This is a genomic window from Ruegeria sp. AL3, assembly GCF_056536065.1.
In genome coordinates this window covers 1049324-1074463 of record NZ_JBQFJG010000001.1, presented here as the reverse complement: position 1 = coordinate 1074463, position 25140 = coordinate 1049324, and the positions used below count along the sequence as shown (strand labels likewise).

Annotated in this window: 23 protein-coding genes; 13 read left to right on the top strand and 10 right to left on the bottom strand. The window is 57.8% G+C overall.

Annotated features, from left to right (window positions below; translation table 11 throughout):
* Positions 1-53: 53 nt before the first annotated feature.
* Positions 54-2309, top strand: coding sequence for an NADP-dependent malic enzyme (locus tag ACR3E6_RS05395; RefSeq protein ID WP_171724010.1), 2256 nt, complete (start codon positions 54-56; stop codon positions 2307-2309).
* A gap of 3 nt (positions 2310-2312) precedes the next feature.
* Positions 2313-3185, top strand: coding sequence for a ribokinase (locus ACR3E6_RS05390; RefSeq protein ID WP_171724011.1), 873 nt, complete (start codon positions 2313-2315; stop codon positions 3183-3185).
* Here ACR3E6_RS05390 and msrA read toward each other — a convergent pair.
* The 4 genes from msrA to ACR3E6_RS05370 form a co-directional block, all read right to left on the bottom strand.
* Positions 3182-3784 carry a peptide-methionine (S)-S-oxide reductase MsrA gene (gene msrA, locus ACR3E6_RS05385; protein WP_480488093.1) on the bottom strand — a complete coding sequence of 201 codons (603 nt, stop codon included), beginning with the start codon at positions 3782-3784 and terminating at the stop codon, positions 3182-3184. The two genes, ACR3E6_RS05390 and msrA, sit on opposite strands and share 4 nt — an antisense overlap.
* Before the next feature lie 259 nt (positions 3785-4043).
* Positions 4044-4325, bottom strand: coding sequence for an SCP2 sterol-binding domain-containing protein (locus ACR3E6_RS05380; protein ID WP_210093134.1), 282 nt, complete (start codon positions 4323-4325; stop codon positions 4044-4046).
* Between the two features lie 79 nt (positions 4326-4404).
* Positions 4405-4809 carry a DUF1810 domain-containing protein gene (locus tag ACR3E6_RS05375; protein WP_171724165.1) on the bottom strand — a complete coding sequence of 135 codons (405 nt, stop codon included), beginning with the start codon at positions 4807-4809 and terminating at the stop codon, positions 4405-4407.
* A 32-nt stretch (positions 4810-4841) separates the two neighbouring features.
* Complete coding sequence (locus ACR3E6_RS05370; protein WP_152459598.1) at positions 4842-6068, bottom strand: argininosuccinate synthase; 1227 nt, start codon at positions 6066-6068, stop codon at positions 4842-4844.
* 141 nt (positions 6069-6209) lie between these two features.
* On the opposite strand from ACR3E6_RS05370, the gene ACR3E6_RS05365 reads away from it, so the two are divergent.
* Entirely contained in the window at positions 6210-6977 is a 768-nt protein-coding gene (locus ACR3E6_RS05365) for a hypothetical protein (protein ID WP_480486174.1), read from the top strand.
* A 58-nt stretch (positions 6978-7035) separates the two neighbouring features.
* Complete coding sequence (gene ilvA / locus ACR3E6_RS05360) at positions 7036-8262, top strand: threonine ammonia-lyase IlvA (RefSeq protein WP_170345826.1); 1227 nt, start codon at positions 7036-7038, stop codon at positions 8260-8262.
* On the opposite strand, the gene ACR3E6_RS05355 is transcribed toward ilvA, so the two are convergent.
* Complete coding sequence (locus tag ACR3E6_RS05355) at positions 8259-8588, bottom strand: Hpt domain-containing protein (protein WP_170345824.1); 330 nt, start codon at positions 8586-8588, stop codon at positions 8259-8261. The genes ilvA and ACR3E6_RS05355 overlap by 4 nt on opposite strands.
* A 163-nt stretch (positions 8589-8751) precedes the next feature.
* Between ACR3E6_RS05355 and ACR3E6_RS05350 the strand changes: the two genes are divergently transcribed.
* Complete coding sequence (locus tag ACR3E6_RS05350) at positions 8752-10026, top strand: PP2C family protein-serine/threonine phosphatase (protein WP_171635382.1); 1275 nt, start codon at positions 8752-8754, stop codon at positions 10024-10026.
* On the opposite strand, the gene ACR3E6_RS05345 is transcribed toward ACR3E6_RS05350, so the two are convergent.
* On the bottom strand, positions 10023-10466 hold the full coding sequence (locus ACR3E6_RS05345) for an NUDIX hydrolase (protein ID WP_152459593.1): 444 nt from the start codon (positions 10464-10466) through the stop codon (positions 10023-10025). The two genes, ACR3E6_RS05350 and ACR3E6_RS05345, sit on opposite strands and share 4 nt — an antisense overlap.
* A 76-nt stretch (positions 10467-10542) precedes the next feature.
* On the opposite strand from ACR3E6_RS05345, the gene hslO reads away from it, so the two are divergent.
* The 8 genes from hslO (at position 10543) to ACR3E6_RS05305 (ending at position 19782) form a co-directional block, all read left to right on the top strand.
* Entirely contained in the window at positions 10543-11529 is a 987-nt protein-coding gene (gene hslO, locus ACR3E6_RS05340) for an Hsp33 family molecular chaperone HslO (RefSeq protein ID WP_209834369.1), read from the top strand.
* The gene (locus ACR3E6_RS05335; RefSeq protein ID WP_209834366.1) at positions 11504-12118 is read left to right on the top strand and encodes a CoA pyrophosphatase; all 615 of its coding nucleotides are present in this window, start codon (positions 11504-11506) and stop codon (positions 12116-12118) included. Before hslO ends, ACR3E6_RS05335 begins: the two co-directional genes overlap by 26 nt.
* Positions 12115-13269 carry a CCA tRNA nucleotidyltransferase gene (locus ACR3E6_RS05330; protein WP_171635387.1) on the top strand — a complete coding sequence of 385 codons (1155 nt, stop codon included), beginning with the start codon at positions 12115-12117 and terminating at the stop codon, positions 13267-13269. Before ACR3E6_RS05335 ends, ACR3E6_RS05330 begins: the two co-directional genes overlap by 4 nt.
* A 191-nt stretch (positions 13270-13460) precedes the next feature.
* A complete protein-coding gene (locus ACR3E6_RS05325) occupies positions 13461-15299 on the top strand; it encodes an ABC transporter ATP-binding protein (RefSeq protein ID WP_209834362.1) in 1839 nt (612 codons plus the stop codon).
* Complete coding sequence (locus tag ACR3E6_RS05320) at positions 15296-17128, top strand: ABC transporter ATP-binding protein (protein WP_480486169.1); 1833 nt, start codon at positions 15296-15298, stop codon at positions 17126-17128. The genes ACR3E6_RS05325 and ACR3E6_RS05320 overlap by 4 nt, the downstream gene beginning before the upstream one ends.
* Before the next feature lie 39 nt (positions 17129-17167).
* Complete coding sequence (locus tag ACR3E6_RS05315; RefSeq protein ID WP_480486167.1) at positions 17168-18397, top strand: class I SAM-dependent RNA methyltransferase; 1230 nt, start codon at positions 17168-17170, stop codon at positions 18395-18397.
* Positions 18398-18418: 21 nt separating this feature from the next.
* Positions 18419-19204: an ion transporter gene (locus ACR3E6_RS05310; RefSeq protein WP_171635393.1), complete on the top strand. Its 786-nt coding sequence runs from the start codon at positions 18419-18421 to the stop codon at positions 19202-19204.
* A 59-nt stretch (positions 19205-19263) separates the two neighbouring features.
* Positions 19264-19782, top strand: coding sequence for a L,D-transpeptidase family protein (locus ACR3E6_RS05305; RefSeq protein WP_171230125.1), 519 nt, complete (start codon positions 19264-19266; stop codon positions 19780-19782).
* Here the strand turns inward: ACR3E6_RS05305 and ACR3E6_RS05300 are convergent.
* From ACR3E6_RS05300 to ACR3E6_RS05285, 4 genes are all read right to left on the bottom strand, one after another.
* Positions 19779-21218, bottom strand: coding sequence for a nodulation protein NodH (locus tag ACR3E6_RS05300; protein ID WP_480486165.1), 1440 nt, complete (start codon positions 21216-21218; stop codon positions 19779-19781). The two genes, ACR3E6_RS05305 and ACR3E6_RS05300, sit on opposite strands and share 4 nt — an antisense overlap.
* 6 nt (positions 21219-21224) lie before the next feature.
* On the bottom strand, positions 21225-22925 hold the full coding sequence (locus ACR3E6_RS05295; protein WP_209834354.1) for a DUF5927 domain-containing protein: 1701 nt from the start codon (positions 22923-22925) through the stop codon (positions 21225-21227).
* On the bottom strand, positions 22922-23908 hold the full coding sequence (locus tag ACR3E6_RS05290; RefSeq protein WP_209834477.1) for a glycosyltransferase family 2 protein: 987 nt from the start codon (positions 23906-23908) through the stop codon (positions 22922-22924). Before ACR3E6_RS05290 ends, ACR3E6_RS05295 begins: the two co-directional genes overlap by 4 nt.
* A 184-nt stretch (positions 23909-24092) precedes the next feature.
* A complete protein-coding gene (locus ACR3E6_RS05285; protein ID WP_171724022.1) occupies positions 24093-25136 on the bottom strand; it encodes a glycosyltransferase family 2 protein in 1044 nt (347 codons plus the stop codon).
* Positions 25137-25140 lie beyond the last annotated feature (4 nt).

Here is a 25140-nt window from a genome sequence, read left to right as displayed (position 1 = left end):
TTGCCTGCGCTATGAGGCAAAAGCCCAACAGATGTAAAGAAACGACATATCCGATGCCCAAAGCGAAGATCACCAAAGAAGAGGCGCTGGCCTTTCACCTCGACCCGACCCCCGGCAAGTGGGAGGTGCAGGCCACCGTCCCGATGACCACGCAGCGGGATCTGTCATTGGCCTACAGCCCCGGTGTGGCTGTCCCATGTGAAGCCATCGCCGAGGCGCCGGAAACCGCGTATGACTATACCAACAAGGGCAATCTGGTCGCTGTGATCTCGAACGGGACGGCGGTGCTGGGTCTTGGCAACCTTGGTGCACTGGGCTCGAAACCGGTGATGGAGGGGAAATCCGTTTTGTTCAAACGGTTCGCCGACGTGAACTCGATCGATATCGAGCTGGACACCGAAGACCCGGATGAGTTCTGCCGAGCGGTTCGACTGATGGGGCCGACCTTCGGCGGCATCAACCTGGAAGACATCAAGGCGCCCGAATGTTTCATCATCGAACAGCGCCTGAAGGAAGAGATGGACATCCCGGTCTTCCATGATGACCAGCATGGAACAGCGGTGATCTGCGCGGCGGGTCTGCTGAACGCTCTGCATATCTCGGGCAAGAAGATCGAGGATGTGAAGATCGTTCTGAACGGGGCCGGGGCGGCAGGAATCGCCTGTATCGAATTGCTCAAGGCGATGGGCGCCCGCCATGAAAACTGCATCGTCTGCGACACCAAGGGCGTGATCTATCAGGGCCGGACTGAGGGAATGAACCAGTGGAAGTCGGCGCATGCGATCACAACCGACCTGCGCACATTGGAAGACGCGATGAAGGGCGCGGATGTGTTCCTGGGCGTATCGGTCAAGGGCGCTGTGACGCAGGATATGGTTGCCAGCATGGCTGACAATCCTGTCATCTTTGCGATGGCCAATCCCGATCCGGAAATCACCCCGGAAGAAGCGCACGAGGTCCGTGTGGACGCCATCGTGGCGACCGGGCGCAGCGACTATCCAAACCAGGTGAATAATGTTCTGGGCTTCCCCTACCTGTTCCGCGGTGCGTTGGACATTCATGCCCGCGCCATCAATGATGAGATGAAGATCGCCTGTGCCCACGCACTTGCAAATCTGGCGCGCGAGGATGTGCCGGATGAGGTCGCCATGGCCTATGGCAAGTCGCTGACCTTTGGGCGGGACTATATCATCCCCACGCCGTTTGACCCGCGCCTGATCCACCGTATCCCGCCCGCTGTTGCCAGGGCGGGGATGGACACCGGTGCCGCGCGCCGTCCGATCATCGACATGGACGCGTATGAGCTGAGTCTGAAATCCCGGATGGACCCGACCGCCAGCATCCTGCGCGGGCTGAACGCCCGGGCGCGACAGGCGCAAAGCCGCATGATTTTTGCTGAGGGCGATGATCCCCGCGTGCTGCGTGCAGCGGTCATGTATCAGCGGTCAGGTTTCGGCAAGGCGCTTGTGGTTGGTCGGCCAGACGATGTTAAGACCAAACTGGAAGCCACGGGCCTGGGCGACGCTGTGCGTGAAATCGAGGTCGTGAATGCGGCCAATACCGCGCATCTCGAGACCTATTCGAATTTCCTTTATGAGCGTTTGCAGCGTAAGGGCTTTGACCGTAAAGATATTCACCGTTTGGCCGCACGGGACCGGCACGTGTTTTCCTCGCTGATGCTGGCCCATGGGCATGGTGATGGTCTGGTCACCGGCGCAACCCGCAAGTCCGCGCATGTGCTCGACCGGATCAACCATGTGTTTGATGCCGATGCCGCCAACGGTGCCGCCGGTGTGACAGCTTTGCTGCATAAAGGTCGGATTGTCCTGATTGGCGACACTTTGGTACATGAATGGCCCGACGAAAACGATCTGGCGAATATTGCCGAACGTTCGGCCGCAGTTGCCCGGCATATGGGGCTGGAGCCGCGCGTGGCTTTTGTCAGCTTCTCAACCTTTGGCTATCCGGTGTCAGAACGTGCTGAAAAGATGCACCGCGCCCCGGCTGTTCTGGATCAGCGCGGCGTCGACTTTGAATACGAGGGTGAAATGACGGTGGATGTCGCCCTGAACGTCGAACAGCAAGCGGCCTATCCGTTCTCGCGTCTGACCGGTCCGGCGAATATCCTGATCGTTCCCGCACGGCACTCGGCCAGCATCTCGACCAAGCTGATGCAGGAAATGGGCGGTGCCACCGTGATCGGGCCGATCCTGTCGGGCGTCGACAAGCCGATTCAGATTTGCTCGACCGTCTCGACCGCGAACGATATTCTGAACATGGCCATTCTGGCCTCGTGCGACATCGGGTAACCCATGACAATCTGGAACCTCGGCTCGATCAACGCGGATATGGTCTATGACTTGCCGCATCTGCCTGCGCCAGGGGAAACTCTGGCCGCCCACGGGCTGGACCGGTTTCTTGGCGGGAAAGGTGCCAATATGTCAGTGGCGGCTGCGCGGGCCGGATCACGCGTCAGCCATATCGGTGCCGTCGGGCATGATGGGCGCTGGGCGAAGGATCGACTGACGGAATATGGTGTGGACACACGCTATATCTCTGAGGTGGATCTGCCGACCGGGCACGCGATCATTGCGGTGGACGCCGAGGGTGAGAACCTGATCATCCTCTATCCGGGGGCCAACCATGCTTTGGATATCAGCCATCTGGGGCAGGCGCTGTCATCGGCAAGCACCGGTGATCTGCTGATCTTGCAGAATGAAACCAACGCACAGGTCGAAGCTGCGCAATTCGGGCGCAAACTTGGATTGACCGTGTGTTATGCCGCTGCACCGTTTCAGGCACAGGCGGTTCAGGCGGTTCTGCCCTATCTGGATTTCCTGATCCTGAACGAGATCGAGGCCGAACAATTGCGGCAGGAAACCGGGATGGGTGCGGCTGACCTGCCCGTGCGGCATGTCATTGTCACGCTGGGCTCAAAAGGTGCCCGGTATTTGCAGCAGGGCAATGACCCGGTGGAATTTTCGGCCCACAAGGTGCAGGCCGTGGATACCACCGGGGCAGGTGATACTTTTACCGGCTACGTACTGGCTGGAATGGATCGGGGAATGCCGATGGAACAGGCCATTCTGCAAGCGAACCGCGCCGCTGCCCTGATGGTCACGCGGCACGGGACTGCGGATGTCATTCCCGATCTGAGAGAAGTGCGCGACGCGTCCTTCGATTAAGAGCCGGCGAAAGGCGCATCTGAACCCCAAAGCTGTTTGACACGCGCGTCACGGCCACAGGCTTTGCGATATGCTTTATAGGCGTTTTGCTGACGTTTCGGCCCAAAGCGGGTAAAGATCAGCTTGTTCCCTTTGTAGTAATCCTGATGATAGGCCTCGGCAGGGTAAAACGTGCCCGCGTTCAGGATCGGGGTGACCACCTTTTGGCCCAATGCCCGCTCTGCATTTTTCTTCGCCTGTTCCGCCAACGCCTTTTCGCCCGGGTTAGAGACGAAAATTGCGGTTCGATAGCTGTCGCCCCGGTCGCAGAACTGACCACCGGCATCCGTTGGGTCAACCGAGCGGAAGAACATGTTCAGCAGCGTTTCACGTGACACCCGGGCCGGATCGAAAGTGATCTGAACCGCTTCATAATGGCCAGTGCTACCTTTGGAGACCTGATCATAGGTGGGGTTGGCCGAATTGCCGCCGGTATAGCCCGACACAGCCCCGACAACGCCCGGTACCGATTCAAAATCGGACTCAACACACCAGAAACAGCCCCCTGCAACTGTCAGCGTTTCGGCCCCTGCCGCGGGGGCGGGCAGAGCGCGCAACATCGCAGCCAACGTGATCAGGGTGAAAAGAATGGCCGGTTTGAAGGCTTCCAGAAAAGCGGTTCGTGACATGTCGGGTCTCCTTTCGGCACCAAGGTGACCCGAACCCGAATGACATTCAATTGCCTGACATCTGATGTCACGGTCTGGTGAGGCAAGTTTATCGGCGGCGGATGTCAGTGGAACAGCTTGCGCAGGCCGTCTTGGCGGAGGGACAGGGCGCCCCGGCGAGGTGGAATTCCGCGGTGAACCTGCCTTCGGCTTAACCCAGCAGCTGCCCCAGTTTCATCGCAACGCCCATATTGCCCGAGATTTTGAGCTTGCCCAAAGCGACACCTGTCATCGGGTTCAGTTTTCCGGTCAGAAGCTTGGTCAGGTTGTCCTGCGAGATGCGGATCGTGCAATCCGTTTCCTGGTCCCGTGTCGATGCCTGACTGTCGGCCAGAACAATCACGCCGTCCTCGCCACAATCGAATTTCAATGAGCCGTCAAAGGTTTTGCCGTTCAGGCCTTTTTGAATTTCGTCGGCGATATGCTGAAGCATCCGGGTTCCTTTCGCAGTTACCGAATGCGTAAAACGTCAGGTATCGAACAGGCAAGGCTGACCCGACTGGAACTTCCGATCACGATGCGCCAAGGCTCTGAACGGTTCGCGCGCACGGCTCGCCATCGTAGAAAGCGTCAAGAACGGCCTGGAACTCGGCCGGAGCATCTGCCACCGAGGAAAACAAGGTCATCGAAGAGCGAAGCTTTTTCGCGTCAACCCCGCCCAGTATGTCGCTGGCGTCGCGCCCCTGATGCAGCAACATCAACGAGGCCGCTTGCGTCAGACGGTGGCGCAGTACCGGGTGGTTCAGATAGCGCTTGGCTTCATCCAGATCTTCGATGCCGTAAAGCTGCGCCATATGCGATTGGCCCAGCTCGGCCAGTTGCGGAAAAACGAACCACATCCAATGGCTGGTCTTCTGCCCCTGTTCCAGTTCGCGCAGGACATCGGCCCAGACCGTATCCTGCGCTTCGATGAACATTTCCAGTTCGTCGTTCAGACCGTCATCTTCGGTCACTTGGACAACCGCTTGTCGCGCGCGGCCAGCAGTTTCAACCGCAGCGCGTTCAGTTGGATGAAGCCCGCGGCGTCTTTCTGATCATAGGCGCCCGCGTCTTCTTCGAAGGTCACATGCGCCTCGGAATACAGCGAGTGATCCGACCAGCGGCCCACGGTCGAGGCCAGACCCTTGTACAGCTTCACCCGCACGGTGCCGGTGACGTGTTCCTGGCTCTTGTCGATGGCGGCTTGCAGCATTTCACGTTCAGGCGAGTACCAGAAGCCGTTGTAGATCAGTTCCGCATATTGCGGCATCAACTGATCCTTCAGATGCATCGCGCCCCGGTCCATGGTGATGGATTCGATGCCGCGATGCGCCTCAAGCAGGATGGTGCCGCCGGGTGTTTCATAGATGCCGCGCGACTTCATGCCAACAAAGCGACCTTCAACAAGGTCCAGTCGGCCAATGCCGTGCTTGCCGCCATATTCGTTCAGCTTGGTCAGGATGGTCGCGGGGCTCATCGCCTCGCCATTGATACTGACCGCGTCGCCTTTTTCAAAGCCGATCTCGATGAATTCCGGCTGATCGGGCGCGTCCTCGGGGTGGACGGTGCGCTGATAGACATAGTCGGGCGCCATATCGGCTGGGTCTTCCAGAACCTTTCCTTCGGACGAGGTGTGCAGCAGGTTGGCATCGACCGAGAAGGGGGCCTCGCCGCGCTTGTCCTTGGCGATCGGGATCTGGTTCTGTTCCGCAAATTCCAGCAGCTTGGTGCGGCTGGTCAGGTCCCACTCGCGCCAGGGTGCGATCACTTTGATATCGGGGTTCAGCGCATAGGCCGCCAGTTCGAACCGTACCTGGTCATTGCCCTTGCCGGTGGCACCGTGGGCGACCGCATCGGCACCGGTGGCTTCGGCGATTTCGACCAGACGTTTCGAAATCAGGGGGCGCGCGATGGACGTGCCCAGCAGGTACAGACCTTCGTACTGCGCATTGGCGCGGAACATCGGGAAGACGAAGTCGCGCACGAATTCCTCGCGGATATCCTCGATATAGATGTTCTCGGGCTTGATCCCGAGCAGCTCGGCCTTTTTGCGAGCGGGCTCCAGCTCTTCGCCCTGACCCAGATCGGCGGTGAAGGTGACGACCTCACAGCCATATTCGGTCTGCAACCATTTCAGGATGATCGAGGTATCAAGGCCACCGGAATAGGCCAGAACAACTTTCTTGGGCGCGGACATCTGACTTCCCTTTATGCGTAGAACGATTGGCCCCTAGCGGGTTTTGCACGCGGGGGCAAGTTGTGAGGATTGACGCAGTACCGGAATTGGGGTGAAACGGATGCAGAGAATAACAAGCATTGGTTGAAGGGGCGGTTTCAAATGTTGGGATGGCAAATATTCGTGCATTCGGTGCGGATGGTATTTGGAAACATCAAGCAGGTGCTACAGATTACGGTTGGCCCTGCCCTGATTGCGACGATCATCATCGTGGGCGTGTTCATGGCGCTTGGTATTCCGCTTGAGGCGCTGGATGAAAACGCAGTCGATCTGCCACCGGGTGTAACCGCAGGTTCAGCCTTTGTTTTTGTGGTCGTTTTGCTGGCGGTAATGTTCGTCACCATGTTCTGGATCGCGGTGTCATGGCACCGCTTCATCCTGATGGAAGAGTACCCCACGGGAATACTGCCGACCTTCCGTTTCGACAGGATTCTTGCCTATTTCGGTCGCTTCCTGATGTTGGGAATTTTGATGGTGATCGCGTATGTCCCCATGGGCCTGGTCGCTGCTGCACTAGGCGAAGGTCTTGCAGGGCTTTCGATCATTCTGATGATTGCATACTCCGTTTTTCTGGTCGTATGCTTCTATCGCCTGTCAATTATTCTGCCCGCGGCGGCGATAGGAAATCCCATATCGCTCGGTGAGGCTTGGAACAACACATCCGGGGTCAGCGGTGCAATCTTGTTGCTGCTCCTCGTTGCATTCCTGTTCCAGGTGTTGGTGCAGCTGGCTTTCGCCGCCTTGGCAATAATACCGGTGCTGGGCGTTTTGCTGACCGTGTTCTTCGGCACGCTCATCCTTCCGATGATCAACGTCAGTATCTTTACTACAATGTACGGCGTCTTCATCGAAAAGCGCGAACTGTCCTGAGCGGCGTACACATATGTATTCCTTGCCCTTATCGCGACGATGGGGCAGGGAAACGGGCATGACTGATTTCATGACCCGCGCCCGCGCCGCCGAACAGGCGATGCGCTCTGTGTTTCCGGCGACGCCATTGCAGCGGAATGCCCATCTGTCTGACCGCTACGGCGCCGATATCTGGCTCAAGCGCGAGGACCTCAGCCCGGTGCGGTCCTACAAGATCCGCGGTGCGTTCAACGCCATGCGCAAGCAGCAGGGGCAGGACCTGTTCGTCTGTGCCAGCGCGGGCAACCACGCGCAGGGCGTGGCGTTCATGTGCAAGCATCTGGACGTCAAAGGCGTGATCTTCATGCCGGTGACGACCCCGCAGCAGAAAATCCAAAAGACCCGCATCTTCGGCGGCGACAATATCGAGATTCACCTCACCGGCGACTATTTCGATGACACGCTGGCTGCTGCCCAGGCGTGGTGCACACAGCAGGGCGGGTATTTTCTGTCTCCGTTTGACGACGTGGATGTCATTGAAGGCCAGGCATCATTGGCGGTCGAGATCGAAGAGCAAATGGGCGGTGTGCCGGATCACGTCGTTCTGCCGGTTGGCGGCGGCGGCATGTCCTCGGGCGTGGCCACGTGGTTCGGGGATCGCAGCCATTGTCTGTTTGTCGAACCGGCCGGAGGTGCCTGTTTGCGCGCTGCGCTGGCTGCGGGGCATCCTGTGTCGCTGGATCATGTGGATACCTTTGTCGATGGCGCTGCGGTTGGACGGATCGGTGAGAAACCGTTCGAACTGCTGAAATCTCGCCATCTGTCGGACGTACTGGTTCTGTCCGAGGACCGAATCTGCACCACCATGATCGAGATGCTGAATGTCGAAGGCATTGTTCTGGAGCCCGCTGGCGCGCTGGCGATCGAAGCGGTGGGTGATATCCAAAGTTTTGTACGGGGCAAAACCGTGGTCTGTGTAACGTCGGGCGGCAATTTCGATTTCGAGCGCCTGCCCGAGGTCAAAGAACGCGCCCAACGCTATTCCGGGGTGAAGAAGTATTTCATCCTGCGCCTGCCGCAACGCCCCGGCGCGCTGAAAGAATTTCTGGGTATTCTGGGCCCCGAGGACGATATCGCCCGTTTTGAATACATGAAAAAATCGGCTCGCAATTTCGGCTCGGTCCTGATCGGGATCGAAACCCGCAAGCCTGAAAACTTCATGCGTCTGTTTGCGCATCTGGATGAGGCAGGGTTCACCTACACCGATATAACCGAAGACGAAACGCTGGCGCAGTTCGTGATTTAATCCAGATTCTGGCGCAGCTCAGCCTCGAATTTCTGTTTCGAGCTGTCAAATACGGCCAGAATAGCGGGCAGATCGACATCCTCGCCCTGACCCGCGGCCGCCTGCCGTTCGCCGTCCTGACAGAGTTTCGAGAACTGATCGAATCCAAGACTGAGCGCGCTGCCTTTCAGGAAGTGCAGGTTCTGTTCCAGTTCGGACCGGCTTGTATCCTGATGCAGGCGGGCGATGACCTCCTGCACTTCTTCCAGAAAGATGTCGACCACTTCATCAAACTCATCCGGGCCAACCTCGTCCCGCAATTGTCGGACTCTGCCCCAGTGGATCATACTGCGTCACCTGCCGTTGAACATGCGCTTTCAGGAATAGGCAACAGCAGTAAAAACCGGGTTAACGGCCAAGCTGGATTGCTGCCTTCGGTCTTCACCGGATGTTAAAACCGTCGCCACTAGGATCGCCCTGTGTGAATGAACGCATCAGGTCAGAGGGTAAATGGTGCCAAGGGCGAGTCTTGAGGAAACCAGATCAGATCTGGATTTCGGCGCGATCCGTAAGGTGCTGGTTGTTGATGACAGCCGTCTACAGCGGCGCATCCTGGTCGCATCGCTCAGAAAATGGGGCTTTGAGGTGGTCGAGGCCGATACGGGCGATGCCGCTTTGGCGCATTGTCTGGACGATCCGCCCGATCTTGTTCTCAGCGATTGGGTCATGCCGGGGATGAGCGGGCTTGAGTTCTGCAATGCGTTTCGCGCCCTGGATACCGATCAATATTGTTATTTCATCCTTCTGACTTCCAAAAGTGAAAAGCAGGAGGTTGCGCGCGGACTGGATGCCGGGGCAGACGATTTTCTGATCAAACCCCTGGAGGCGGATGAGTTGCGGGCGCGCATATCCGCAGGCGCGCGCATTCTGGACATGCAGCGCGAGCTTTCACAGAAAAACCGCCTGATCGAATCCGCGCTGGAAGAACTCAGGCTGGCGCATGACGCGATCGACAAGGACCTCATGCAGGCCCGAAAAATCCAGGAATCGCTGGTTCCGGAATTTACGCGGAGCTTTGGAAAATCCCGGGTCAGCCTGTTGTTGAAACCCTGCGGCCATATCGGAGGAGACCTTGTTGGCATGTTCTCGCCCGGGGTCAATCGGCTGGGGTTCTACAGCATAGATGTATCCGGGCATGGCATCACCTCGGCCATGATGACGGCGCGTCTGGGCGGTTATCTTTCCAGCAAGCATTTCGATCAAAATGTCGCAATGGAAAAGAGGTTCAACAAATTCTATGCACTGCTGCCTCCGGAAGACGTCGCAAGCATGCTCAATTCCCGATTGATGGCGGATGAGGGGATCGAGGAGTATTTCACGATGGTCTACGCCATTGTGGATCTTCGAAACGGGCATCTCAAGATGGTGCAGGCCGGGCATCCGCATCCGCTTCTGCTGCGGCAGGATGGCAGCACTGAATTTCTGGGTGATGGCGGGTTGCCGATCGGGCTGATCGAAGATGCGAGTTTTCAGCAAATCGAGATTCACATGAAACCCGGCGACAAACTGTTGGTGTATTCGGACGGGTTTACCGAATGTCAGCTTGCCGAAGGCGGTTTGCTAGAGGAAGACGGTTTGCGACAGATGGCCCAGCAGTGCATTTCTGAAAAGGGCGGCTCGGAGTTTCTGGACGACATGTTCTGGCGATTGACCCAGGAGATTTCGCCCAAAGATGGCATTGGGGATGACGTATCCGCCGTTTTCTTTGAATATAACGGGCCTTAAAGCGAACTGAGATGCATTTCCGCAAAGTGCCGGTCACCGTCATTGCCCAGCAATTCAACGGCATCGGCGGCTTCCATCCACAGTGCTTCGTGGAATGCCTCGCTCGGCGGGCCTTTGCGGCGTACGGGACGGGCGCGGTAGATCAGGCAGACCTTTTCGGCCCACAGATCGTATTCGGGCATATAGGTGAACCGACGAAAAGCGCCGATGCGACGCGGGTTGGCAACGTGCCACCCGGTTTCTTCATAGACTTCGCGATGCAAGGCCGAAATCGGTGATTCGCCCGGATCGATGCCTCCACCCGGCAATTGCAGATCCGGGCCCGGTTCGGTCTGACAGGTCAACAGCAATTGGCCGCCACGTGGCAAAAGGGCATATACGCCAACCCTTCGGGTGTATTTCCGCCCCGTCTCGGGGGTTTCACCGAACCGCCTGATCATGTATGGCCCCTTTCAACCCGATCTGTACGACCTATATGGTGCCGGTATGCCAACCCGTGGCGTGTAAGGAAACCCCATGTCTCTTGGAACAAAAATCGCGTGGGACGATACTGTCCTGCCCTTTCAACTTGATGCATCCGACATGCGCGGCCGCGTGGCCCGTCTGGATGGCGTGCTGGAAGGTATCCTGAAACAGCATGACTATCCCGAGCAGGTCGAGGCGCTTGTGGCCGAGATGGCCTTGCTGACCGCGTTGATCGGCCAAACGGTTGCGTTGCGCTGGAAACTGTCGTTGCAGGTACAGTCCAAAGGGGCGGTGCGCATGATCGCAACCGACTATTATGCGCCGCAGAAAGAGGGCCAGCCCGCCCAGATTCGGGCTTATGCCAGTTTTGACCGGGACCGGCTTTCCAATTCCGCACCGTTCGATCAGGTGGGCGAAGGGTATTTTGCCATCATGATCGATCAGGGTGAGGGCACGCAGCCGTATCAGGGCATTACCCCGCTGGCCGGTGGATCACTGAGTGCGTGCGCCGAGGCGTATTTTGCACAATCCGAACAGCTGCCGACGCGGTTTTCGCTGAGCTTCGGCAAATCGACCGAGCCGGGCGTGGGCGAGCATTGGCGTGCAGGCGGCATCATGCTGCAACACATGCCCAAAGCGTCGCCCTTTGCCGCGTCGGGCGAAGGAACCGGTGACATTCTGACCGCTGCCGAACTGGTCGACGGCGAAGAAGGTGAAAACTGGGGTCGCGTCAATATCCTGCTGGATACCGTCGAGGAATTGGAGATGATCGGCCCCTCTGTTGCGCCGACCGACCTTCTGGTTCGCCTGTTTCACGAGGAACAGCCGCGTGTCTATGATGCGCAGTCCGTGCAATTTGGCTGCACCTGTTCCGAGGATCGTGTGCGACAGAGCCTGTCGATCTATTCGGCCAAGGATATCGAAAAGATGACCACGCCCGAGGGCGAAGTCACCGCGGATTGTCAGTTCTGCGGGGCTCATTATGTGTTGGACCCAGCAACTGTCGGGTTCGATGCCGAAGACCCCAAAGGTGCATGACCTGGTTGAAAAGATCCGGGCGGCCCTGCGCCGCCCCGGTCACGGGTCCAGCGACTTTGACCTGAACCCGGATACCGTTCTGCCGCCCGGACGACGGTTGCGACCCGCCGGTGTTCTGGTGGCCATTTCGCTGGCTGATGACACACCGCAGGTCATCCTGACCAAACGCTCATCCGCGTTGAAGCATCACCCGGGCCAGATCGCCTTTCCCGGTGGCAAACAGGACGAAACCGATGCTGATGTTACGGCTGCGGCGCTGCGGGAAGCTGAGGAAGAGATCGGCCTGCCCCCGGAAATGCCCGAGATCCTGGGATTTCTGTCGACGCATGAGACCGTGACCTCGTTCACTGTGACACCGGTTGTCGCAGTTTTGCGGGACAGGTTCCAACCCGTGCCTGAACCCGGAGAAGTGGACGAAGTTTTCTCGACCCCCCTTGCCCATCTTTTGAATCCTGAGAATTATCTGGTCGAGTCGCGCCGATGGCGCGGCCAAAGACGCAGATACTACGCAGTTCCGTACGGCCCCTATTACATCTGGGGCGCGACCGCCCGCATATTGCGCGGGCTTGCTGCACGGGTGAATGAATGATGCTGATTGACGAAGCCTGGATCAGTGAACCAGCGACCCAAAAGGTCTGTTCGGCGCTGACCTCATCCGGGGCTCAGGCGCTTTTCGTGGGTGGATGCGTGCGCAACGCGCTGCTTGGCGCACCAGTGTCGGATATCGACATTGCCACCGATGCAAAGCCCGGGCAGATCGTCGAACTGGCGCAGGCTGCCGGGCTCAGGGCCATTCCGACCGGCATCGAGCATGGTACGATCACAGTGGTCAGCGCGGGCATCCCGCACGAGGTCACCACCTTCCGCCGTGACGTGGAAACCGATGGCCGCCGCGCGGTCGTGGCTTTTTCCGATCATGTCGAAGAAGACGCGGCGCGACGGGATTTCACTATGAACGCGCTCTACGCCCAACCTGATGGCACCGTGCTGGACCCTCTAGGTGGTCTTCCCGACCTCGAGGCCCGGTTGGTGCGGTTCATTGGAACCGCCGAGAACCGCATTCGCGAAGACTATCTCCGCTCGCTTCGCTACTTCCGTTTTCACGCCTGGTACGGGGATCCGGATGGCGGTTTCGACCCCGGTGCCCTGGCCGCCATCGGCGCCAATCTTGACGGGCTGGAGTCGTTGTCGCGCGAGCGGATCGGGGCAGAGCTGCTGAAATTGCTGGCGTCGCCTGATCCGGCCCCCGCCGTTGCAACCATGCGCAGTACCGGTGTTTTAGCCCGTGTGCTGCCGGGGGCGGACGATCGGTCTTTGGCCCCTTTGATCGCGCTGGAACAGGCGGCTGGTGCCGATCCCGATCCGGTGCGTCGTCTGGCAGCCATTGCCTCGCCCGATGATGCCGCGACATTGCGGTTGAGCCGTTCGCAGTTGCAACGCCTGATCAGGATGCGTGAAGAGGCACAGTCCACAACCAGTATTGCTGAACTGGGATACCGCTATGGCGATGAAGGGGGATTGCACGAGACGCTTTTGCGCTGCGCCTTTCTGGAACAACCCTGGTCCGAAGATTTGCGGCGCGATCTGCATGCAGGCGCAGCAGCACGTTTCCCTGTCCAGGCCAGGGATCTGATCCCCAACTTCACCGGCCCGGCGCTGGGCAAGAAGCTGGCCGAGCTGGAAAAACGCTGGATCGCATCCGGTTTTGCGCTGTCACGCGAAGAGTTGCTGGCACATTAGCGCGAAGTCTCAAAAGGGGATGACATCTCGGATCCTTTGTGCTTAGGTGCGCCTGTCACATGGATGGAGGAATGCGAATGTATTACGGGATCTGGTTCGGCTAAAGCCGGGACACCTGCCCCGTAAAGGGTGGTGTTCAGGCGCCATCTTTCTTCGCACGTCTATTTTCCTGCTCAATCGGAGCACTATCCATGTTTCGCTATTTCGAAAACCTTGTTGACCCTTTTGTTGCCTACCGTGAGTCTGACACTCCGCCGACGCGGTTGTGGCCCTTCATGCTGGATTATTCGCGGCCCTTTATTCGGGTATTTTTCTGGGCGGCGCTGGTTTCCATAATCGTCGCGGGTGTTGAAATCGGGCTGATCTACTACATGGGTCGCGTCGTGGATCTGTTGGGCGGCACGCCGGCAGAGGTCTGGCAAAATCACGGAACGGAATTGCTGCTGATGGCAGCCTTTGTGTTGCTGTTGCGTCCGCTTCTGCATTTGGTCGACGTACTTCTGCTGAACAATACGATTTTGCCGAACTTCGGTACGCTGATCCGTTGGCGTGCGCACAAACACGTGTTGCGTCAGTCGGTTGGCTGGTTCGAAAACGACTTTGCCGGGCGGATTGCAAACCGGATCATGCAGACACCTCCGGCGGCGGGTGAAGTGGTCTTTCAGGTTTTTGACGCGATTTCCTTTTCGCTGGCCTATTTGATCGGTGCGGCGATCCTGCTGTATGCGGCGGATCCGCGTTTGTTGATCCCGCTGCTGATCTGGCTCGGATTCTACGCCATGCTGGTGCGCTGGACCGTTCAGCGTGTTGGTCCGGCGTCAAAAGCGGCCTCGGATGCGCGTTCGACGGTCACGGGGCGGGTGGTGGACAGCTATACCAACATCCATTCGGTCAAAATGTTTGCCCATGGCCCGCAAGAGCTGGACTATGCCCGCGAGGCGATCGAGGAAACCCGTCGGACATTTCAGATTGAAATGCGGATTTTCACTATTATGGATGCCGTTCTGGTCACTTTGAACGGTATGCTGATCGTGGGTGTTGTGGGCTGGGCGATTGCCTTGTGGATGCAAGGCAGCGCTTCGGTCGGTGTTGTTGCGGCGGCTACGGCCTTGACCCTGCGCCTGAATGCCATGACCGGATGGATCATGTGGGCCCTGACCAGCTTTTTCCGCCAACTTGGTATCGTGTCCGAGGGGATGGAGACCATTGCCCAGCCCATCGATTTGCTTGATGCACCGACTGCGAAGCCACTGCAACTCAGCAAGGGTGAGATCCAGATCCGCGACCTCTCGCATCACTATGGTCGCGAGGCCGGCGGTTTGGACCATATCGACCTGACCGTCCGGCCCGGCGAAAAGATTGGTTTGATCGGGCGGTCTGGCGCGGGAAAATCGACCCTAGTAAAGCTGCTTTTGCGATTCTACGACGTTGAGCGTGGCGCAATTCTGATTGACGATCAAAACATTGCGGATGTCACGCAGGACAGTCTGCGGAGCCATATCGGCATGGTTCAGCAAGATAGCGCGTTGCTGCACCGGTCGGTGCGCGACAACATCCTCTATGGCCGTCCGGATGCGTCCGAGGCACAGATGATCGCCGCCGCCAAACAGGCCGAAGCACATGAGTTCATCCTCGATTTGCAGGATCCGCAGGGTCGCACCGGGTACGACGCGCATGTCGGTGAACGGGGGGTGAAGCTGTCAGGTGGCCAGCGGCAGCGTGTGACGCTGGCGCGGGTGATCCTGAAGGATGCACCGATCTTGTTGTTGGATGAGGCGACATCCGCCCTAGATTCCGAGGTCGAAGCGTCAATTCAGGAAACTCTCTACGGCATGATGCAAGGAAAAACCGTGATCGCCATTGCCCACAGGCTTAGTACCATCGCGCAGATGGATCGCATTCTGGTGATGGATGCAGGCCGTATCGTCGAGGAAGGCACGCATTCTGATCTTCTGGCGCAAGGTGGCCTTTACGCCCAATTCTGGGCGCGGCAATCTGGTGGCTTCATGAACCCGGAGGCCGCTGAATGAGGATTGCCGACCTCATCTATCCGTTCAGGAACACCGAAACGCCCCCACCGCAGACGTTGGGGGCGTTCATCCGCTGGAGCCTTTCCGGGGCGTGGCCGATGCTGTTTGTTGCGGCGTTCTTCTCGGCCATTGCAGGCGCGATGGAGGCGGTCACGGCATGGATACTGGGCCGCGTGATTGATGTAGCGACCGCCAGCGGGCCCGAGAATTTTCTGACCGCTGCTAATATGTGGATGATCCTCGGTGCGGTCGCCTTCTTCATGTTGCTTCGCCCGATCCTGTTTGGCCTGTCATCCTTGTCGAACAATTTTATTGTCATGCCAAACATCACACCTTTGGTTCTGGCCAAGTTGAACCGTTGGACCTTGGGTCAGTCGGTGACCTATTTCGACGATGATTTTGCCGGTCGGATCGCGCAAAAGCAGATGCAGACATCGAACGCCATGGCTTCGGTCGTGTCGGAAACGATCAGCGCGATTGTGTTTGCCCTGGCGTCTCTGGCGGGGTCTTTGCTTTTGTTAGGGTCTATTCATCCTTTGGTGATGCTGCCCTTCGCGGCATGGCTGGCTGTGTATTTCATGCTGGTGCGCTGGTATCTGCCGCGCATCCGCAAACGTTCCGCCGCGCGGGCCGGGGCGCGGGCGATGGTGTCCGGGCAGGTGGTCGATACGATCACCAACATCAAAACCGTGAAGCTGTTCGCCCACTCGGAATTCGAAGATCAGGCGGCGCGTGAATCGATGGTGGATCTGCGTGAAAAATCGCTGGATTTCGGCAAGCTGTCGGCGAGTTTCCGGTTCATCCTCATGACACTGGCCGGTGTCCTGCCTGTCTTGCTGCTGGGCGCGACTTTGTGGCTGTGGCAGGGCGGTATGGCGACCGCCGGGGATATCGTGGCTGCCGGGGCGGTTTCGATCCGTATTGCTCAGATGACCGGTTGGGTCAGTTTCACCTTGATGGGGCTGTATGCCAATGTCGGTGAAATCGAAAACGGGATGAAAACGCTGGCCAAGCGTGACCGGGTCGAAGATATTTGCGGGGCGAAGGACCTAGACGTGACCGAAGGGTCGATTTCCTTCGAAGGCGTCAGCTTTGCTTACGGGCGCGATATCGGTGGCGTCACGGACTTGAGCCTGACCGTCAACCCGAGCGAAAAGCTGGGCATCGTCGGTGCATCCGGGGCGGGGAAATCCACGCTCGTCTCACTGTTGCTCAGGCTCTATGACAGGGAAAGTGGCGCCATTCGTATCGACGGCCAGGACGTGTCACAGGTGACGCAGGACAGCCTGCGCCGACAGATAGGTATGGTCACGCAGGAAACGGCGATGTTCAACCGGTCTGCTCGTGAGAACATTCTGTATGGCCGGCCGGACGCCTCAGAGGCCGAGATGATTGAGGCCGCAAAAAAGGCCGAAGCGCATGATTTCATCCTGAGTCTTGAAGATGCTCATGGTCGAAAAGGCTATGATGCTCATCTGGGTGAACGGGGCGTGAAACTCAGCGGCGGGCAGCGACAACGGATCGCTCTGGCGCGCGCCATTCTGAAAGATGCTCCAATTCTGGTTCTCGACGAGGCGACATCGGCGCTGGATTCCGAGGTTGAAGCTTCGATTCAGACCGCGCTGCATCGGGTGATGCAGGGTAAAACGGTGCTGGCCATTGCGCACCGGCTGTCGACACTCAGCGAAATGGACCGGATTGTTGTTTTGGACGAGGGCAGGATCGCCGAAACCGGAACGCATGAGGCGCTGCTGGACCTGGGTGGGCTGTATGCGCGGTTCTGGCACCGCCAGTCGGGCGGGTTCATTCAGGCAGAAGCTGCGGAATAAGGGTTTTTTTGCTGCGAAAGCCCGGCTATCAGGCCTCTTATGACGCAGCAATTCATAATCACACGGCTTGGACATCAGGGCGACGGTATTGCCGATGGCCCTGTTTACGCCCCTCGTACCCTTCCCGGCGAGATCGTCAGCGGCACCCTTGTTGGCCAGCAATTGACCGATATCCGGGTCGAGACACCGTCCGAACACCGTGTCAAAGCCCCTTGCCGCCACTACAAAGCGTGTGGTGGCTGCCAGTTGCAGCACGCATCCGATGCATTTGTGGCCGACTGGAAACTGCAAGTCGTCCGCAAGGCGCTGACGGCGCAGGATCTCGAAGCACCCCTCCGCCCGATACACACATCGCCCGAACGGTCACGTCGGCGGGCTACGATTGCCGTAAGGCGCACGAAAAAGGGCACATTGGCGGGGTTTCACGGTCGTTCATCCGGCACGATCACCGAGATACCCGATTGCCGCTTGCTTGACCCGGCCTTGATCGTGGCCATTCCCGTGGCCGAGGCGCTGGCCACCCTGGGCGCAAGCCGCAAGGGCGTTCTGGCTGTCACGCTCACACTGTCCGAAGCTGGTCTGGATGTGGCCGTAACAGGTGGCAAGCCGCTGGACGGCCCCTTGGAACTGGCGTTGGCGCAGGCGACCGAGAAACATGGGCTGGCCCGGCTCAGTTGGGATGATGAGGTTATTGCCATGCGGCATGCGCCGGTTCAGCGCTTTGGAGCAGCCGGAGTCACGCCACCCCCCGGAGCTTTCTTGCAAGCAACAAAGGACGGAGAAAAGGCTCTGTCAAAGGCAGTTTCCGAGGCTACACGGGGTGCGAAACGTATCGCTGACCTGTTTGCAGGCAGCGGAACGTTCTCTTTGCCGTTGGCGGAAAGCGCCGAAGTTCACGCGGTTGAAGGCGAGGCCGCCATGATCGAGGCGTTGGATCAGGGCTGGCGCAGGGCACAGGGGCTGAAACGCGTCACGACCGAGGCCCGCGACCTGTTTCGCCGCCCGCTGATGCCGGACGAGCTGAAATCTTTCGACGCCATTGTTCTGGACCCGCCTCGCGCCGGTGCCGAAGCGCAGGTAAACGAGATAGCACAGGCGCAACGCCCGGTGATCGCTTATGTCTCGTGCAATCCCGTCACCTTTGCGCGCGATGCAAAAACGCTGGTTAACGCGGGTTACACCCTTGAATGGGTACAGGTCGTTGACCAATTTCGGTGGTCGTCACATACGGAACTCGCTGCGCGGTTTGTTCTGAACGCCGCATCTTGATCTTACTGGGGAAGCTGACACATGGGGTCCAAACAGCGTTTGCTGAATATTATCGAAGCGCCCGTTTTCGGGCGGTTCATAACGGCCGTGATCATTTTCAATGCCATTCTTTTGGGGATGGAGACATCGCCGACCCTGATGGAACTGGCAGGTCCTTTGATCGTGGCGCTGGACAGGCTTTGCCTGGCGATCTTTGTGGCTGAAATTTCCATGAAGCTGATTGCCACCGGGCGCAGGTTCTTCACAAATGGCTGGAACATATTCGATTTCCTGATCGTTGGAATTGCCCTGGTTCCCAGCGCCGGGGGGCTGTCGGTGCTGCGCGCCCTGCGAATTCTGCGGGTGTTGCGCGTGATTTCCGTGGCGCCTCGTCTGCGTCGCGTGGTCGAAGGGTTCATCTCGGCCCTTCCGGGCATGGCCAGCGTGTTTCTGCTGATGGCAATTCTGTTTTATATCGGTTCGGTAATCTCGACCAAGCTGTTTTCGGAATCGTTCCCGGATTGGTTCGGCGATCTGGGCCTGTCTGCTTATACGCTGTTCCAGATCATGACGTTGGAAAGCTGGTCGATGGGCATCGTGCGCCCGGTGATGGAGGTCTATCCCTATGCCTGGGTCTTCTTTGTTCCCTTCATCATGGTCACGACCTTTGCGGTGGTGAACCTGTTGGTGGGTCTGATCGTCAATTCGATGCAGGATGCCCATCATGCCGAGGATGAGGTTAAAACCGATGCCTATCGCGACGAGGTTCTGGAACGGCTGGAAAGCATTGAACGTAGACTGGCCGAGCAGTCGAACATCAAAATGTGATTTCAGTTTTTCCAATTTTTGGCATAATGATCGAAAAAAAGCAGAGCAGGCAGTGAAACATGGATCGTCGAGTATTCGGTTTAGGCGCGTTGGCAACGCTGAGCCTTTCGGCTTGTGCCTCTAGCGGCCCAAGATTTCTGACTTACAACGGACCCGAGGTGACCTCTTTGGTGGTCAACAAGGGCACGCGCAAACTATACTTGTTGCACAACGAAAAGATCCTTAAGGAATATGACGTCGATTTGGGGTTTGCCCCGAATGGAACGAAGAACCAGCGCGGTGACGGTAGAACGCCCGAGGGCACCTATCTGATCGACCGTCGCAACCCCAGAAGCCGGTACCACCTATCGCTGGGCATTTCTTATCCAAACTCGCAGGATGTCGCCAAAGCCAAGGCTGCGGGTGTTGATCCGGGTGGGGATATCTTCATCCACGGTGAACCCAATCTGCGTTCTGAGCGGAGACGCGCAAAAAAGAAGCGGGATTGGACAGCTGGATGCATCGCGGTCAAGAATGACGAAATCGAAGAGATTTACGCGATGGTTAACAAAGGTACGCTGATAACCCTGCGCCCTTAGGCCGTTTTTGGCGCCCAGTCACTGAACCCGAATGCTTCATAGTCGCGCTGATAGGCGTCAACCGCCAGCGCTTCGAGGTTTTTGTCGTAGATCAGCTGCAAAGCGTAGGGTTCATCCGGTGCGCAGGAGCCAGGCTGAGGCGGGTTTGAATGCCCCATGCTGCGCGCCAGATTCGGCAGATCGGTCATCAGATCCTCCTCTCTCAGAATCAGATCCGGCAGAGTGAAGGATGCGATCCCTTCCAACGTCCTGGACTGGCTGCACCACGTGCCGTCCACACGGACCGGTGTCTGCCCGTTGAGGTTGAGGCGCAGAAAGTTCAGAAAGCCCGAAAACGCTTCGCGGTGCTGTTCGACAGAATAATTGTTGTCCCTCACTTGCCCCGGGATCGGCAGCTTGAGCCGGTTGCGAAGATAATTCCGCACCATCTTATAGCTGCCCGGCCCCGTGTTCAGAATATGACTGCAAAACGCCGTATGTGCCCGGGCCAGAGGGTGACGCAGGACGGTAAATTGCCGATGACCGGGATGGCCCTGCTTCCATGACCGGACCTGTTTGCGATTTCGATCCGTGATCAGCTTGTCGGTCTGACATCCGTCCAGATCAGCCAGCCATTGCACGATAAGAGGCTCTATCCCGCCCCGAATGGGCAAATACATCAAAGGAGACCTTGCAGCGGCAACATAAAGCGGTACAGCCGCGCCGCGCTGCGGCTCAAAGCTTGTTGACCGATGCAATCCGAACCGATCCTGATCGCACAAGGCTTGTTTCAGTTCATCAGGATTAGTGACCTTGGACAAAGCCGGCGCCGGGTTTTGCGGCTTCAGGGTATCATCCAGTCGGGTCAGCCGCCCCTCAACCCCCAGCCATGCAGCCAGCCCGTTTATGACCTCCAGCTCGGTCAGGTCGTCATAGTGAATGAAGAACCCGGTTTGGCCTGTCTTTTGCAGGTGCCGTTGCACCATAAGCTGATGGTCTTGCAGCTGGTTCAGGTAATCCGAAAATTCGTCGGCGTCGAAGTCAACCTGCGCGTCGACGCGGCGTTTCACATTCTTCAGCAGCCACTGCTGCGTTTTCTGTGCTATTTTCAGCGACAGGTAGCTGTCCAATGGGTTGCGGGTCAGAATGATCTTGGCGCAGCGCGGATCGTTCAGCATGGGTTTTAGGATACGTGGGTCATGGTCTTCGAAATATCGAAAGCCATTGATGTCACCCGGTGCTGATTTGATCGCCTTGAGCAATCGCATGGGGTCCGCATCCCGGTCTTCCAGCGAAAGGCCAAGCAGACGATCGGATTTCAGGCTGCCCGCAAAATGCGGATTGAACGCCTCTCCGTGACAGGTGACCCCTTCCAGCGCGTTCAGGTTGGCCTCAAGCAGGTTCGAACCTGTGCGCATGGCGGCCAGAATCACGAAGTAATCAAAATGGGCTGACATGGGCAATCACTGCACCAGATACGGTTTTCGGTATGGCTTTTCCTGGCGACCGAACACATCGTCCGCCGGGAAATCACCCATCAGATATGGGTGCATTCCCTGATTCTTGAGGTTTTGCAGGAACTTCCCGAATCCGGACAGTTCGACCATGGTTGGCACTTCGGTCAGATGGCTGGTCTGCTGCATGCCGATTTCTTCTAGAATGCCCTGCAAGGCATCCATCGGAGATTCAATGAAGTCGGCCAGCGTCCAACTGCGCATCCGCGCCTTGGTCCAGACCGATGTCAGCACCTCCAGCTGCTTGGTTTCAATTTGTTGCAGGCGCGCCGCCTCACTTCGGATTTCCGAGAAGTTCATATTGGACCGGAACAGTGGGATCGCCCAAGCGCCGGTGATGACCGAAATCTGAGCGTTTTTGTCCCGCGCCAGAAACCAGTTGATTTCCTGAGTGTCCCGCGGGCTGAACTGGAAACACTGGCGTTCACCGCGCGTATTCCAGATCAGGTTCGACAAAAAGGCGGTCGGGTTATAGTCCCGCAGCGCCGCACTGTCGCTGAGGGCGCCATTTGTTATGGCTTCTCCTTGCGAAAATTCGGCGCGTTCCGGCCCGAATAGATGCCCGTGGACTCTGGCCCCGGTGGTTGCGGCTAACCAAGGTTCGAAATCCTCGAACAGTTCCGAAAAGCCTTGGAATACGGAATATTGTGACGATGTCAGACCGTTTTCACTGCCATGGCGGGGAAACCGGCTTTGCATATACAGCCCGTCGCGCCCGCGGGTTCGCCGTTCCACCGCTTTGGAAAATACGCGATCGATCTTGCCCGGATTGGGCTCTGCCGGTTTCATCGCCCCGGCCTGATCTGTCAGGAATGCCTGGTACAATCGCTCTGCGCGGGGCCAGATTTTACGGGCGACAAAACAATCCGATCGGCGCAGCAATTGCAGATGATCGTCATAGAAGATGTGCGGGCGGCCCTGGTAATCGAATTTGGACAGCGTCAGGGACCTGCTTTCAATATGCGTGGAATACAAGCGCGCCAGCGTCTGGAAATAGCTTTCATCCGGAATCCAGACATGACGGAAATACTTGTCATACAGCTTGCGCCTGGGGTCTTGAAGGATTGCCGACAGCGTTTGGCGGGTCAGGCACCACCACTGGCTTCCCATATGCGGAACCAGTCCGTCGGGGATTTTCCTGCGAAAGCCCATCAGACGCTGAAGTTTTACATATGCGTCGAATAGTTTGCGATGCTTGCGCCACGAAAACGGAAACCGCAGGGTGAACCGTTCATGATCCAGCCCGCCGATGGTCCAGCTGACATCGGATGTCGTCGCGCTTTCGATGAAATCGACACGCGGCCGGTCTGACAGGTAATCGATCAGTTCCTGAACCGGTCGCAAGGGCAGGCAGGCCCCCGAGGCAAGAAATACATGCCGAACTTCGGGGAAACGCTCCAGCATCAACTCGGACGCGCTTTGCGAGGCGGCAACGATACCCCAGCCACCCCAATCGCAGCGATGTCGGTCAGAAAACACGATCGATGGATTGTTCGAACAGGACGCAACAAACCGGGAAAAAACAGTGTCTGGCACCTTGCGATCCACATGGATGACCACCGGGCACCCTGCTGCTGTCCAGTGGCGTGCGACCTGCTCGGCGCGGTCCAGCGAAGTATGAACCAACATGACAATACCCAGACCGCTCATGCCCAGTTTCCTTTCGACATGAGGCCCAGGATCTCAAGCTGTCGCCAGTTGATGTAGGCCTCGGACCATTCGCACCAGAAAACAGGCTTGTCCTCAAGCCGGGTTGCATATGCCTTGTATTCGCCCGAGCCCCGGTAATGCTGGCCACGCAGCAATTCCTCGCGGGCTTTTTCCCCAAGAGTATTGATCAACTTGGCATGAAGCAGTGACCCGCTGGCCTTTTCGCCGCCCCATTCGTCGTAAACCTGGTTAAGCCCGCGCGGCAAAAGCGAATGGGTCGAGCTGACATAAACATAGCGCCGGTTCCATTTTACCAGCGGAATCTTGTTCAGCGCCGGTGCTTTGGAGGGGTTGTCCTGAAAGAACACGCGCGCCCGTGGACCCCCTTGAATCCAAAGGTTCTTGTACTCGGGGTTCTTGGTGATCATGTAATTCCCGGGATCGAACCAGCGCGCGATTTCGAACGGGTTCTGACCTTCGGCATAGGGGTCGGCGTCCACCGGACCTTCGGGGTACATGTCGATCAGCATCGTGCCAAAACTGCGCACGGCACTGCCATCTAGCCAGTCCGTCAAGGCTCGGATTGGACGGGTGTCGCAGAACGGATAGATGAAGAATTCGTCCGGATCGACGCTCAGCACCCAGTGATCGTGCGCGTATTTGCGCAGCAGATAGTTCGACCAGTCCAGACCATAGCTTGCCCGTTTGTAGCTGGTCGTCGTCCGCCAGACCGAAACGTCAGCCTGTTCTTTCAAAAATTCAAAACTGCCATCATCGCTGTTGTTGTCGACAAACAGAAAATGGTTGATGCCCAGTTTGCGATAATATTCAAGAAAGAAGGGCAGGCGAATTTTCTCGTTCCGCACAACGCTCATCAGCAGGATATCATCACGCCGTATGGCCTGTGTGTTGTTGCTGACTGGCTTGAGCTCGCGGCGTCGTCTGAGGCAGCGCAGAATACGGCGCTTGCGCCGCAATCTCATTTTGTAGGACTCAAACAGGCTCACGTGACTGCCCAACCTTTTTATAACGCGAGCTTTCCCCGAACCAGCCGTGACAGTTGGCACGACATGGCATTACCGGTTTATGCCATCTTTGCATCTTCTGACGCAACGTCTTTAAAACCCGCAAACTGTAAACGTGCGGTTGATGCCCTTGTTTTCGTTTTCAATCCCAGCCTCCGCCGTTCATCAGACCCAACTGTTCCAGCTGGCTCCACCCGGTGTAGCGCACCGATTGTGGGGTCCACATGTCCGGCTGGTTGATTATCCCATCGTAGTATGGCCCGAATTGGTCCGGATCATGAAAATGTTGGCGTCGCTGCTTTTCGGTATTGGATTTCTCGATAACGTCCGGCAGGAACTTCGTGTGCAGCAACACGCCCGACGGGGTATCGCCGCCCGGGCCATCATAGGTTTCGTTCAGGCGGCGCGGCAGGGCAGAATGGCATGAGTTCACATAGGCATAGCGCCGCGACCAGCGCATCAGCGGGATCTTGTTCAGCGTGGGTGATCTTTGCCGGGTTTGCGTAAAGAAAATACGTTCCCGCGCGCCACCCTGCACCCACAGATTGCCCATCGGGCTTTGCCGCTGCGCGCGATACGGTCCTGCATCGAACCAGCACAGCAGGTTTGTGGGGTCGGTGTCCGGGTCATAAGCCGCATCACCCAAGGGGCCCTTGGGATAGAGGTCCAGCATCAGCGTCCCGAACCCGATCTTCCCGTGCAGGTCCAGCCAGGTTGTCAGGTCATGCAGGGACCGGGTGTCGCAGTGGGCATAGACCAGCAGTTCATCCGCATCCACCATCAGGCACCAGTGGCGGTGGCCATAGCGCATCTGCAACCAGGTCAGCCAGTCCAGGCCAAACCGCGATCCACGATAGCTGGAATGGGTTCTCCACACCGAGACATCCGGTTGATCTTGCAGATACTCGGATGATCCATCGTCGCTGCCGTTGTCGACGATCAGAAAATGATCGACGCCCAAGGCGCGATAGTGACGAAAGAACCAGGGCAGGCGGATGATTTCATTGCGCAAGGTGACAAAGGCCAATATGTCACCCCGCTGGATTCGGGATGTCTGATCCTTCTGGCGGGTCAACTGATGTCGGCTGCGCAGCGACCTCCAGAGCAGCCGCCGGCGTTTCCAGCGCAACCTGTACTTCCGTGCCCATCCGATCCGGGGAAGTGTCAAAGCAGAGCTGGATGTCACCGGG

Bases quoted from the DNA above. Each gene is read 5' to 3' on its own strand.
- ACR3E6_RS05320 (WP_480486169.1), top strand. From the start codon at position 15,296: ATGAGGATTGCCGACCTCATCTATCCGTTCAGGAACACCGAAACGCCC.
- ACR3E6_RS05370 (WP_152459598.1), bottom strand. From the start codon at position 6,068: ATGTCCGCGCCCAAGAAAGTTGTTCTGGCCTATTCCGGTGGCCTTGAT.
- ACR3E6_RS05305 (WP_171230125.1), top strand. From the start codon at position 19,264: ATGGATCGTCGAGTATTCGGTTTAGGCGCGTTGGCAACGCTGAGCCTT.
- ACR3E6_RS05330 (WP_171635387.1), top strand. From the start codon at position 12,115: ATGATGCTGATTGACGAAGCCTGGATCAGTGAACCAGCGACCCAAAAG.
- ilvA (WP_170345826.1), top strand. From the start codon at position 7,036: ATGACTGATTTCATGACCCGCGCCCGCGCCGCCGAACAGGCGATGCGC.
- ACR3E6_RS05295 (WP_209834354.1), bottom strand. From the start codon at position 22,925: ATGAGCGGTCTGGGTATTGTCATGTTGGTTCATACTTCGCTGGACCGC.
- ACR3E6_RS05290 (WP_209834477.1), bottom strand. From the start codon at position 23,908: ATGAGATTGCGGCGCAAGCGCCGTATTCTGCGCTGCCTCAGACGACGC.
- hslO (WP_209834369.1), top strand. From the start codon at position 10,543: ATGTCTCTTGGAACAAAAATCGCGTGGGACGATACTGTCCTGCCCTTT.
- ACR3E6_RS05365 (WP_480486174.1), top strand. From the start codon at position 6,210: ATGTTGGGATGGCAAATATTCGTGCATTCGGTGCGGATGGTATTTGGA.
- ACR3E6_RS05325 (WP_209834362.1), top strand. From the start codon at position 13,461: ATGTTTCGCTATTTCGAAAACCTTGTTGACCCTTTTGTTGCCTACCGT.
- ACR3E6_RS05335 (WP_209834366.1), top strand. From the start codon at position 11,504: ATGCCGAAGACCCCAAAGGTGCATGACCTGGTTGAAAAGATCCGGGCG.
- ACR3E6_RS05395 (WP_171724010.1), top strand. From the start codon at position 54: ATGCCCAAAGCGAAGATCACCAAAGAAGAGGCGCTGGCCTTTCACCTC.
- ACR3E6_RS05355 (WP_170345824.1), bottom strand. From the start codon at position 8,588: ATGATCCACTGGGGCAGAGTCCGACAATTGCGGGACGAGGTTGGCCCG.
- ACR3E6_RS05380 (WP_210093134.1), bottom strand. From the start codon at position 4,325: ATGCTTCAGCATATCGCCGACGAAATTCAAAAAGGCCTGAACGGCAAA.
- ACR3E6_RS05350 (WP_171635382.1), top strand. From the start codon at position 8,752: ATGGTGCCAAGGGCGAGTCTTGAGGAAACCAGATCAGATCTGGATTTC.
- ACR3E6_RS05390 (WP_171724011.1), top strand. From the start codon at position 2,313: ATGACAATCTGGAACCTCGGCTCGATCAACGCGGATATGGTCTATGAC.
- ACR3E6_RS05310 (WP_171635393.1), top strand. From the start codon at position 18,419: ATGGGGTCCAAACAGCGTTTGCTGAATATTATCGAAGCGCCCGTTTTC.
- msrA (WP_480488093.1), bottom strand. From the start codon at position 3,784: ATGTTGCGCGCTCTGCCCGCCCCCGCGGCAGGGGCCGAAACGCTGACA.
- ACR3E6_RS05375 (WP_171724165.1), bottom strand. From the start codon at position 4,809: ATGTTCATCGAAGCGCAGGATACGGTCTGGGCCGATGTCCTGCGCGAA.
- ACR3E6_RS05300 (WP_480486165.1), bottom strand. From the start codon at position 21,218: ATGTCAGCCCATTTTGATTACTTCGTGATTCTGGCCGCCATGCGCACA.
- ACR3E6_RS05315 (WP_480486167.1), top strand. From the start codon at position 17,168: ATGACGCAGCAATTCATAATCACACGGCTTGGACATCAGGGCGACGGT.
- ACR3E6_RS05345 (WP_152459593.1), bottom strand. From the start codon at position 10,466: ATGATCAGGCGGTTCGGTGAAACCCCCGAGACGGGGCGGAAATACACC.